The sequence below is a fragment of the Geomicrobium sp. JCM 19038 genome (assembly GCF_000698125.1).
Classification (GTDB): Bacteria; Bacillota; Bacilli; order Bacillales; family Marinococcaceae; genus Geomicrobium_A.
Genome location: NZ_BAXA01000001.1, coordinates 388,287 through 399,320, shown reverse-complemented (window position 1 = coordinate 399,320; position 11,034 = coordinate 388,287). Strand labels below are relative to the sequence as shown.

10 protein-coding genes and 2 pseudogenes are annotated in these 11,034 nt (G+C 41.2%); 1 reads left to right on the top strand and 11 read right to left on the bottom strand.

Annotated features, from left to right (window positions below; all coding sequences use genetic code 11):
* Positions 1 to 11: 11 nt before the first annotated feature.
* The 4 genes from JCM19038_RS20265 to JCM19038_RS02115 form a co-directional block, all read right to left on the bottom strand.
* Positions 12 to 941: a serine protease gene (locus JCM19038_RS20265; protein WP_052360940.1), complete on the bottom strand. Its 930-nt coding sequence runs from the start codon at positions 939 to 941 to the stop codon at positions 12 to 14.
* Positions 942 to 1,286: 345 nt separating this feature from the next.
* Positions 1,287 to 1,553 (bottom strand): sulfurtransferase, encoded by a 267-nt coding sequence (locus tag JCM19038_RS24790; protein WP_307189931.1) that lies wholly within the window; start codon positions 1,551 to 1,553, stop codon positions 1,287 to 1,289.
* Positions 1,493 to 2,179 carry a sulfurtransferase gene (locus tag JCM19038_RS02120; protein ID WP_307189928.1) on the bottom strand — a complete coding sequence of 229 codons (687 nt, stop codon included), beginning with the start codon at positions 2,177 to 2,179 and terminating at the stop codon, positions 1,493 to 1,495. The genes JCM19038_RS24790 and JCM19038_RS02120 overlap by 61 nt, the downstream gene beginning before the upstream one ends.
* A gap of 174 nt (positions 2,180 to 2,353) precedes the next feature.
* The gene (locus JCM19038_RS02115) at positions 2,354 to 2,911 is read right to left on the bottom strand and encodes a hypothetical protein (RefSeq protein WP_052360939.1); all 558 of its coding nucleotides are present in this window, start codon (positions 2,909 to 2,911) and stop codon (positions 2,354 to 2,356) included.
* Between the two features lie 130 nt (positions 2,912 to 3,041).
* On the opposite strand from JCM19038_RS02115, the gene JCM19038_RS02110 reads away from it, so the two are divergent.
* Complete coding sequence (locus JCM19038_RS02110; protein WP_042413977.1) at positions 3,042 to 3,902, top strand: R2-like ligand-binding oxidase; 861 nt, start codon at positions 3,042 to 3,044, stop codon at positions 3,900 to 3,902.
* A gap of 53 nt (positions 3,903 to 3,955) precedes the next feature.
* On the opposite strand, the gene JCM19038_RS02105 is transcribed toward JCM19038_RS02110, so the two are convergent.
* From JCM19038_RS02105 to JCM19038_RS02080, 7 genes and pseudogenes are all read right to left on the bottom strand, one after another.
* The gene (locus JCM19038_RS02105; RefSeq protein ID WP_042413976.1) at positions 3,956 to 5,128 is read right to left on the bottom strand and encodes an iron-containing alcohol dehydrogenase family protein; all 1,173 of its coding nucleotides are present in this window, start codon (positions 5,126 to 5,128) and stop codon (positions 3,956 to 3,958) included.
* Between the two features lie 102 nt (positions 5,129 to 5,230).
* Positions 5,231 to 5,434: a DUF6501 family protein gene (locus JCM19038_RS02100; RefSeq protein WP_042413973.1), complete on the bottom strand. Its 204-nt coding sequence runs from the start codon at positions 5,432 to 5,434 to the stop codon at positions 5,231 to 5,233.
* 17 nt (positions 5,435 to 5,451) lie between these two features.
* Positions 5,452 to 5,940, bottom strand: a complete 489-nt coding sequence (locus tag JCM19038_RS02095; RefSeq protein WP_042413970.1) for a hypothetical protein — start codon at positions 5,938 to 5,940, stop codon at positions 5,452 to 5,454.
* A 138-nt stretch (positions 5,941 to 6,078) separates the two neighbouring features.
* Positions 6,079 to 6,492, bottom strand: a complete 414-nt coding sequence (locus JCM19038_RS02090; RefSeq protein ID WP_042413969.1) for a hypothetical protein — start codon at positions 6,490 to 6,492, stop codon at positions 6,079 to 6,081.
* 266 nt (positions 6,493 to 6,758) lie between these two features.
* Complete coding sequence (gene odhB, locus JCM19038_RS02085; protein WP_373902223.1) at positions 6,759 to 7,838, bottom strand: 2-oxoglutarate dehydrogenase complex dihydrolipoyllysine-residue succinyltransferase; 1,080 nt, start codon at positions 7,836 to 7,838, stop codon at positions 6,759 to 6,761.
* 35 nt (positions 7,839 to 7,873) lie between these two features.
* Positions 7,874 to 8,011, bottom strand: a pseudogene (locus tag JCM19038_RS25280) (biotin/lipoyl-containing protein); the annotation flags it as partial.
* A pseudogene (locus tag JCM19038_RS02080) lies at positions 8,011 to 10,835 on the bottom strand (2-oxoglutarate dehydrogenase E1 component). The pseudogenes JCM19038_RS02080 and JCM19038_RS25280, both read right to left, overlap by 1 nt.
* Positions 10,836 to 11,034: the final 199 nt, after the last annotated feature.

The window sequence follows — 11,034 nt, the reverse complement described above, 5'->3', positions numbered from 1 at the left end:
GCTTCCCTCCTTTACTTTTGTTCGTAAACATCTTCAATCCACTCATACGACGGAATCATTAAACCAACTCTGCCGTCATCATGACTTCGTGTTGCATAAATAATACCAATCACTTCACCATCATCATTAATCGCTGGACTCCCAGAATTGCCGCTATACGTTGGTGCGGATATTAACGTTGGAGTGCCCGTCTCAATAATTTCCCCTTCATTCGCAATACCAGTAAATGTCAAAGGGTTGCCGATAATCGTTAAATCCGTTCCTGTATCAAATGATTCATCTGTCGCTATAGGCAACGACTCGACAGACACATCGGTTTCTAGTTGAACGAGTGCAAAGTCGTGATCCTCAGATTCCATTACGACCTCGCCTGGATACGCAGAGCCGTCATGTAAGGTCGCAATGACTTGAAAGGCGTTTTCAATAACGTGCCGATTTGTCGCAAGTAACCCATCTTCATTTACGAAAAAGCCTGTCCCTCTTGAAGATTGTCCTTCACCTTCTACTTGCATCGTTACGACCGACTCTCGCCACTCTTGAACTTCTTCATTTTGAGACAGTTCATAAGACGTTGCTAGAAAATCAATCACTTCCGGCCGTAAATATTGAAATAATGCAGTCGCCCCTTGAATGACGAGTAAGAAAGAGACGAAAATGATTCCGATTTTTTGCCACCGCTTCATTTTTTTCTTCTTTTTCGTAGTTTTCTCGTCGTCAGGTTCATCATTTAGAAAATATTCGAGGGGAGGTTCTTCTGGTGGAATATTTTCGTCTATGTACGATTCTTCCTCATTCGTTCCTTCTTCATTTAATCCTTCATCGCGGTCCGTTAGCGTTTCATTAAATGAATGCTCTTTATGTTCGTGTTCGCTAGGGTACTTTCTTTTTTTCTCTTCATTGTCTTGATCGATGTTCTTTTTATCATCATCATGCGGTCTCATACGTAAATAAGCCCCTTTTACAATAACTATGTCCATCATATCATTTATGAAATGGTTCGGTCATTTGAAAAGAACATCTGTTCACAAGAAATAAAACGCACCTGTAAAAAAAGGTGCGCCAAGATCCATTATAAAAACCGGCTTTCTTCACTAGTTTACTATGATCGTTTTCTCAGCAAATAATGGCAAAACTCCATCATAATAGCTCGTGTACGAAAGAATAGAAGCTGTCGTGACGAAAACAGCTTCTAAACATCGTTACAATAGACATTCATTTAGATGATTATATTCTAAACGTTATGTTTCTTAGTCAAGCTCGTGCCCAAGAAACATAACGTCTTTTTATTATTTCGTATGCAATGGAAGCGATGAATCGCCTGCCCACTCGGTCATTGAACCATCATACACTGCAACGTCCTTTTTACCGAGAAGATACAGTACAAAGGCGTTCCAAGTGGCTGCGATTCCACCACCACAGTAAGCGATGACTGTCTTATCTGAATCAAGCGCTCCAGTCGGTTCAAAAATGTCACGTAATTGCTGTTCTTCTCTTACTTTAAACGTCTCGTCATCGTTAAGAGATGCAAAGAAGACATTGTGGCTAGTAGGAATGTGCCTGGACGGCCGTACGAGTTCTTTTCCCCAGAGAAATCAGCTGGTGACAAGCAGTTTAAGAGGACGGTATTTGAATCAGTCGTTGCTCGTTTCACGTCTTCTTTTGTAGCAAGTAACTCCTTGTTTCGAGTGATTGTCACATTTCCTTTCGGGTATTCATTTGTACCCGTTTCAACATTTCGTCCCTCATGTTTCCATTTTCTAAATCCACCTTCTAAGATTGAAACGTTCTCGAATCCTTCAAAACGAAGATGCCACCAAAGTCTAGAAGCCCAATCTGATGCACTAATGTTCGTACCAACAACAGCAATTTGATCATATACAATGACATGTGTGTCATCACTTACACCGAGTCGTTCAATTGCTTCTTTAAATTGCTCTTCACTAGGTACTGTAAATGCGCTAGCACTGTTCGAATCTGCAAGCTCTCCTGCAATGTCTCCATAAACAGCGCCAGGTATATGTCCTTCTTCATATGCTTCTTTCCCAGACTTCACATCATACGGACGCCCTTCTTCCGTTGAAGGCATTAAAAACGTTGTTGCGTCTATAATTCGAACTTTAGGGTCTTCTAGGTGTTCTTGTAACCATTCTGTCGTTACTAACGGTGATTGATTTGTCAATGTCAACACTCCCTTTGTTAATTCACTATTAAGTTACCATTATTCCGATCTATCTACAAGGATTTTGCTTATCATCTCGTATAGGCTGTTTCATTACGTTTTTATTTATGCACATTAATATGGTACGTGAAATTATAGGATGTTTGACCGTCTGTTTGTTATCCATTCCCATTTCTATCCTTTGGATCGGTCATCTTCAACATCATCATCTTCTGTCTCATTTGGATTTAAATAATAGTCATACGTCTCTTGAAGAGCGGCAATGATCGCACCCATTGCTTGAATCCATCCGCCTGCAATCGCTAAATCTTCTGAATCGATGTCTTGTTTCTCTTGAATACCCGCAAGTGCCTGCGCTCCATTTCCGACCACTTGTAGACCATTTGCATAAAAATTAACGAGTTCTTCGTCTTGAATGGCTGTATAAATCGACAATGAACCACCTGTTGCTTGAAACAGATCACCCGTAATTGCTAAATCTAAATCATCAAGAAAGACGCCGCGAAGAACGATCACGTTGCCAATGGCAGGAATGATGTTGCCGTATTGATCAAGCGCGTTGTCTGCTTCATCAGCAAGTACGGCCGCCCCTACTGCTTGTAAAGAATTGCCAATGATTGCGTACGGTTGATTCCCATCACCAATAACTAGAATTGGCGTTCCACCGATTGCAGAAATTACAGTTCCAATCGCTTGAGCCCATGAACCGATGAGCGCCTGGATACTCCCCATCACCACTCCCCCATCCACTACTGTATTCACACAAATATACCGAGTGAAATGTAAGCGCTAACAAAAAGTGACAAAAATAGACAAAGTTGCTTTGCTACACTTGAGACATACCATTTTTAGGGAGGCTCATATGACGAAAAAAACGCTCATTACTAGTAGTCGACGCTTAGACGAACAATCATTGCCCTACAAACTGTACAAAAAAGCCAATCGTTTCGGCACTTGGAACCCTGAAGACATTAACTATTCTCACGACAAAGCTCATTGGCCACATTTACCAGATGAACAAAAACAAGCAATCCTTCGAGTTATTGCAAAATTCCAAGGCGGGGAAGAAGCCGTCACTCGTGATTTATTACCATTAATTATGGTCATTTCTAATGAAGGAAGAATTGAAGAAGAAATGTTTTTAACGACATTCCTCCACGAAGAAGCCAAGCATACAGAGTTTTTCCAACTCGTCCTCTCGACAATCGATGAAACAGAACCATTATCTAAGCATTACGATCCTGCGTATGAACAATTATTTAATGAAACCTTACCAAATGCAATGGACAGACTGTTAACAGATCAATCTCCAGAAGCGATCGCTGATGCTGCGACGATTTATAACATGTTTGTAGAAGGTGTGCTTGCAGAATCTGGTTATCATACGTTTTACGAACAACTTCAACATACAGGAATGATGCCTGGGCTTCTAGAGGGAGTCGGTTATTTAAAGCGTGATGAATCGAGACATATTGCATACGGTACCTATTTGTTGCACCGCATTATAAAAGAACACCCGCACATTTATGATCAAGTCATCGAGCGCCTTGATGAATTAAAGCCAGTTGCTGTAAACTTCAGTAAAGATGAAAATGGCACGATTAATGAAGATTCATTAACATATATGATGAAACAATTAGATACGAGATTAAACATCTTAAAACGCGCCAAGCGTCAAAGTAATGATGATGCTGATCGTGATATTGAAAGCACGGTTCTTTAACTTACAAAAACTCCGCGATGCAAAAGATCGCGGAGTTTTTGTTTACATAATTATTATACAGTTAACTTTGATGCTTTTAAATAAAGCTCAAAAAACGTTTCTTCAGTCGTTTCTTTCGGATTCGTAAACGAACTAACGTCTGTCGTTGCGTCTTTTGCCATCTCTTTATAATCCCTTTCGGTCATTCCATATTCTGAAAGACTAGGAATGCCAATGCGTTCAATGAGTTGTTCAACGAAAACAACTGCATCACTCGCCTTTTTATGTGCACCTGGTTCAAAAATGTTGGCAATCGTTTCAAAGCGTTCTGGACATGCGTCTACATTATAAGCCATAACAACTGGCAGGAGATTAGCATTCGCAATTCCGTGTGGTACGTTAAATTTCCCACCTAATGGATGCGCCAAAGCATGGGTATTCCCAAGTCCAGCATTTTGGAATGCGATGCCAGCGAGTAAACTTCCGGCCATCATCTCTTCTCTTGCTTCAAGATCTTCGCCATTTGTAACTGCACGCACTAAGCTTCTAGAAATCATCGCAATCGCTTCGAGCGCAATATGATCGATAAGCGGAGAATTGTTATTCATCGTATTCTTAGACGTATATGCCTCGATTGCGTGTGTCAATGCATCACTACCTGTAGCTGCTGTTAATACTTTCGGTAACTTTAACGTTAGTACAGGATCTACGAGGGCAATGACAGGGGACATAAATGGATGACCAATTGCTTGTTTACGACCTGTTTCTTCATTTGTAATAACTGCCCACTGAGTCACTTCACTTCCCGTACCTGACGTGGTTGGAATCGTAATGAGTGGAGGGCCTTGCTTTTCGAATGTACGATTACCGATGATTGCATCATAATCGTTAATACTTCCATCGTTTGCTGACATGATGCTAATCGCTTTTGCTGCATCCATTACACTTCCGCCACCAACTGCGACGATGCTATCAAACTGCTGATTTTGAATCAACATAGCACCTTTCATGACGACTTTACTAGGAGGGTTGGCAGGAATGTCATGCATCACTTCATAGTCATACGTGTGCTCATCAAGTTGGTTCGTTACTACGTTTGCAATCCCTGCATCCATAATTCCTTGATCTGTAAGTACGAGCGGACGTTTCTTCCCTAACTTTTGTAACTGATCATGAAGTGTAAGACTTGCATCTCGTTGAAAGACAACTGAAGTTCCTACAAAAAATTGAAATTGGATTGTAGACATCGTATCCTCCTTTAATGTAAGCGTTATCACACAACGTTATTTTACTCTTATTTTTCAAAAGATTCAATCATTAACTAAAAAAATAAACTGTCAAAGGACAGTTTATTTCTCTTCAAAGTAGTCTTTTAGGAAGCCACCGACTTTACCAGTATCATCAATGACAAAGTAAAATTCTTCTGTTTCATTCTTAACATCATAATCTTTCCCTGGTGTAAGAACAGAATCTACTTTGTATTTCTTTGCATCAGAATGGACGCAATGAATCCTCTTGATTGTTTCACTGTTTTGCCATTTGTAATGTAGCATTAATTAAAACTTCTCCTTTAATCATCATGGAGTACGAGTTCTGGTAGATGATCTAATATAAATTGTGCTTTTGTCGCATCGGCCAATAAATTAAACCGCTTATAGTACGTAAGCACTTTATCAAACTGTTGGTCTGTGTTCTTGTTGTCATCAAAAATTCGCTCAAACGCTTCGTCGGCTAACATAAATGCTGCGACAAAATCCGTAAATGGAATGACGTAGTTTTTTGCTTCTGTTTGAATTGAAGAGCAATAAATCATTTCATTAGATTGGTCCCTAAAAAACGAAGCTACTTCTTCCATGTACACTTGATAACTTTCTTGAACGAGCTGAGATTTGTCAGTGTAATACTGTTCAAGATCACGGAAAAACGAGATAAAAAACGGTAAATCTTCTCGCTTTATATTTAAATCAAAACCTATTTCTTTGATCCTCGGCCAATTCATCGGTTCTAACGAGTGGTGTAGTGAGCGACAGTAAAAATAACGCTTGCGACTCAATGTCATGTCGTCCCCTTTCAAATCAGGCTCTGGTTAGTTAGTTGAGATTGATTATCAATAGTATATCATGGGACGACGTTTATTGACAATTACAGGAACGAAAAAAGGCAGTCGTCTAATTGTCGACCGCCTCGTGTCTATCAATTACAAGCAATTCCACCTTCTTGCTTCACTCAAAAAGTTAATTAATTTCGATTCTGTTGAAAACACCGTATCATTTAAATCATGATTTGTAATATGGATGTGTAATGTATCGCGATCTGCTTTTTTCTCTAGCCAAATGCCACTTAGTCCAACTTCTTCGTTAGAAATGAGCTCCATCTCAAGCTGCTCACAAATTTCATTAATATTCACTCGATTCCGCGGCAAGTCAATCGTTATATTCAACTGCTCAGGAGACTCTGCTGAAATAAATCCCCATTTCGTCCCTTTCCATGAACGACAACCCGTTCGGCTATTCAAAATGATGTCTTCTTGATCGGTTGATAATAACGTCGTGTTTGACCAGCCTCTCATTTGGATCGCCGCACGCAATTCTTGAGCTTTCGTCTGTACCATGAAAATCCCTCCTCAAAAATGTTTGCATGGTCACGTCTTACGTCTCCACACATCTTACGGCCATCAGGCAGAGGCTCGTTACTAATAAAACGTCATCAACCCTCAATCTTATAGGATGAGGCTGACGATGTATTAATATAGTATCACGAATCACTTAGAAGTAAACCTCTTTTTTCATAATTTTTGATATTTACATACTATAGACTATTTTTCAACGCTACACGTTTAAAAAAAAGACTCCGTAATGAACGGAGTCTTTCTAAGTGTTATCCTTCTAAAAGAAGTTGCTCTGGCTCTTCAAGTAATTTCTTAACTGTAACGAGGAAACTAACTGCTTCTTTCCCGTCTACAATGCGGTGATCATAAGAAAGTGCAAGATACATCATTGGACGGTTTTCCATACGATCTTGATCAATCGCAACTGGACGCCATTGAATTGTATGCATTCCAAGGATACCAACTTGAGGTGCATTTAAGATCGGTGTTGAAAGAAGTGAACCGAATACACCACCGTTTGTAATTGTAAACGTACCACCTTGTAAATCAGAAAGTGCAAGCTTGTTATCGCGAGCTTTTTTACCGAGGTCTGAGATTTCTTTCTCAATGCCCGCAAAGCTTAAGCGTTCTGCATCACGAACCACTGGAACGACTAGACCGTCGTTTGTTGAAACTGCCATACCGATATCATAGAAATCTTTCTTAACGATTTCGTTGCCTTGAATTTCTGCGTTAAGAAGTGGATATTTCTTAAGTGCTCCAACAACTGCTTTCGTAAAGAATGACATAAAGCCAAGACGTGTACCGTCATGCTCTTCTTGGAACGCATCTTTACGACGCTTACGAATGTCCATAACAGCGCTCATATCAACTTCGTTGAACGTTGTAAGCATCGCACTCTCTTGTTGAACATCAACGAGGCGCTTTGCAATCGTCTGACGACGACGGCTCATTTTAATACGCTCGTGCGGCTTGCCACCAAATTCATCTTTCTTTGGCTCAGCTTGTTTGTTTTCTTTTGCAGGTGCAGCTGGCTTTTGACCGTGTGCTTCAACATCTTCTTTACGAACGCGACCGAGTGGGTCTCTCGCTTGGATCTCGTTTAAGTTGATGCCTTTCTCACGTGCAAGCTTACGTGCTGCCGGTGATGCAATCACGTGTTCTGAGTCATTGCTATCACTTTCTTCTGCTTTGTTGCTCGCTTCTTCTTTAGGAGCTTCAGCTTTTGGTGCTTCCTCTTTAGCAGGAGCACTGTCTTCAGAAGCTGCAGGTGCAGAACCTTCTTTGGCGTTTTCATCAATCGTTGCAATTGCTTCGCCAATTTCAACTGTGTCGCCAGCTTCACGCAAGTCTTTTGCAATACACCTGCTTGTTCAGAGTTAATCTCAACGTTTACTTTATCTGTTTCGAGTTCAGCGATCGTTTCGCCTTTCTCGATGTAATCACCAGGTTGTTTTAACCATTCTGCAATTGTTCCTTCAGTAATCGACTCTGCGAGTTCTGGAACTTTAATTTCTGCCATTATTGGTTGCTCCCTTCACGTCCCAATGCCGTGTTGATAATTCGTTGTTGTTCATGTTTGTGTGCGTTCGGGTTCCTTCAGAAGGGCTCGAACGACGACGACGTCCTACATACTCTAACGGTACATCGTCTGGTAAGCTTTCACGCAAGTACGGGTCGATGTAGTTCCAAGCACCCATGTTCTTCGGCTCTTCTTGAACCCATACTGCAGACTTAAGGTTTTTATATTTCGCGAGAACAGTCTCGACCGTCTTGTGTGGGTACGGATAAAGTTCCTCAAAGCGAACGATGTGAAGCTTCTTCGTATCAACAGTCTCGTCGATGCTTTCATGAAGGTCAATTGCGATTTTACCAGAACAGAACACAATTCGCTCCACTTCATCTTCATTACCGAGTGTTAATGGATCACCAAGTACACGGTGGAAACGCCCTTCCGTAAAGGCTTCGTACGGATCAGCAAGTGACTTGTTACGAAGTAAACTCTTCGGTGTCATAAGAACGAGCGGACGTACTTCATCCATTTCAAGACTTTTCGCTTGTCTTCTTAAAATGTGGAAGTATTGTGATGTACTTGATAAATACGCAACATTCCAGTTGTTCTCAGCAGCAAGCTGTAAGAAGCGTTCAAGACGAGCGCTTGAATGCTCTGGACCAGAACCTTCGTAACCGTGAGGTAGTAAAAGTACCATCCCTGAACGTTGGCCCCATTTGGCACGGCCTGCAGATAAGAACTGATCAAATTGAACTTGTGCGGCATTCGAGAAGTCTCCGTATTGCGCTTCCCAAAGTACAAGCGTTTCAGGTGCTTGTACGTTATACCCATACTCAAACCCAACGACTGATGCTTCTGAAAGCGGACTGTTATGAAGTGCAAACGACGCGTTCGCTGTAGAAAGCGTATGCATTGGCGAGTGAATCTCACCATTCTCATAATCGTGAAGCACTAAATGACGATGGTTGAACGTTCCACGCTCAGAATCTTGCCCCGTCATTCGAATTGGTGTTCCATCAGAGATAATCGAAGCGAACGCAAGTGCTTCTGCATGTCCCCAATCAATAACACCTTCATTAAATGCTTCTTCACGACGTTGTAAAATCTTCTTCAATTTCGGGAACACCGTAAAGTCTTCAGGGTATTGAAGTAGTTCTTCATTCATTTGTTTAAGCTCATCATAAGCAACTGCAGTATCCATCTTAGGAAGTCCTTTTTCAATGACTTCTGGTGGATTCATGTCAGCAACTTCGTGACTCGCTTCACCGACTTTTTCATACTCACGCATGAGTTTGTCTTGAAGCTCACTACGCATTGTTTCGACTTCTTCTTCTGTTACGACACCGTCTTGAATGAGGGTATTCGCATAAATTGCTCGTGCAGTTTCATGCTTTTTGATCTTCTCATACAATTTCGGTTGAGTAGACATCGGCTCATCTGTCTCGTTATGTCCGTAACGACGATAACCGACTAAATCAATGAGGAAGTCTTTATGGAAGCGACGACGATACTCAGATGCTAAATGCGCTGCGGCAATACAAGAATCTGGGTCATCGGCGTTCACGTGGATAATTGGAATTTCGTAACCTTTAGCGAGGTCACTTGCATATGTTGTTGATCTCGAATCATGACTATCTGTCGTAAATCCGAGTAAGTTGTTTGCAATAATATGCATTGTGCCTCCCGTTTGATATCCTTTCAAACGGCTCAAGTTCAATGTCTCAGCAATAATTCCTTGACCTGGGAATGCTGCGTCTCCGTGAATTAAGATCGCACCTGCATTCTTCATTTCTTGATCAGGGAAACCGACTTGAGTACGGTCTTCTTGAGCAGCACGAGCATATCCAACAACGATTGGGTCTACGTATTCTAAGTGACTTGGGTTATTAGCAAGGGAAACTGTCGTATACGTTGACTCTTCACCAATTTGCTTATTTGCACCTAAGTGGTACTTCACATCCCCAGTCCAACCTTCGTTTAAAGACCCTTCTGTTGGTGCTTCATCTTCAAGTGGAGCATGTTTAAATTCGGAGAAAATGAGGTTGTATGGTTTCCCTAGAACGTGAGCAAGCGTGCTCAATCGTCCACGGTGAGCCATTCCAATCATGATATCTTTCGCACCGTCTTGCATGTAGCTTTGTGTCATTTCCTCTAAAATCGGGACCATACTATCTAATCCTTCAATAGAGAAACGTTTTTGTCCGACAAAGTAACGGTGCAAAAACTGTTCAAAGCCTTCGGTAGCTGTTAATTTCTCCAAGACTGATTTGCGTTTATTCGGAGATAAATCTTCATAGATATCACCGGACTCAACCATTTGGTTTAGCCAGTTCTTCTCTTCGAGGTCGTGAACATGATGAAATTCAAAAGCGATTGATTTTGTATACATCTTCTTAAGATGATTAATCGCATCTAGACCGTTTTCAACTGAAGACGGTGCATCTTTACAAAGCATCTCTGCTGGCATTGCCATTAAGTCCTCGTCACTTAGTCCGTGTTCACTCGGCTTTAAAAACGATGACTCTTCTCCAGGTGCTTCCAATGGGTTAATATCTGCAAGTAAGTGTCCGAAAGTGCGAATGTTCTCCGAAAGCTTAATCGCTGCAGCAATCTTATGCATCGATGATGAATTCACCGTTTCGTCACTTGATTCTGAAACGTTATTCGTTGAACCTACTGATGGTGCACCGTACTCATCGAACCACGCTTTTAAATCTTCTTCAACATCGCTCGGGTTTTCTTTGTATAGTTCATACTGGTCCATCACATACCCTAAGTTCGGGCCGTGAAATGTTTCCCAAGACTTCTCAAGCTTGGAAACCTTTCTGTCCATCTGCTACTACCTCCAACTAACTTGTTTGCAATCTGTAACGTCATGATCGACAAAATTCGTCTTAAAACGGTTCGAATTGAGGTCGAGCAATTACCGATTTACGATTCGGAATTGATGACCAAGAACTTTTCTCATAAAAAACTAACATCGCCAATTCTCAAGCAATGATGTAACCTCATCATTTAAATGTATCTTATCA

Coding starts and splice junctions, on each gene's coding strand:
- JCM19038_RS20265 (WP_052360940.1), bottom strand. CDS start 941: ATGAGACCGCATGATGATGATAAAAAGAACATCGATCAAGACAATGAA.
- JCM19038_RS02115 (WP_052360939.1), bottom strand. CDS start 2,911: ATGGGGAGTATCCAGGCGCTCATCGGTTCATGGGCTCAAGCGATTGGA.
- JCM19038_RS02110 (WP_042413977.1), top strand. CDS start 3,042: ATGACGAAAAAAACGCTCATTACTAGTAGTCGACGCTTAGACGAACAA.
- JCM19038_RS02105 (WP_042413976.1), bottom strand. CDS start 5,128: ATGTCTACAATCCAATTTCAATTTTTTGTAGGAACTTCAGTTGTCTTT.
- JCM19038_RS02100 (WP_042413973.1), bottom strand. CDS start 5,434: ATGCTACATTACAAATGGCAAAACAGTGAAACAATCAAGAGGATTCAT.
- JCM19038_RS02095 (WP_042413970.1), bottom strand. CDS start 5,940: ATGACATTGAGTCGCAAGCGTTATTTTTACTGTCGCTCACTACACCAC.
- JCM19038_RS02090 (WP_042413969.1), bottom strand. CDS start 6,492: ATGGTACAGACGAAAGCTCAAGAATTGCGTGCGGCGATCCAAATGAGA.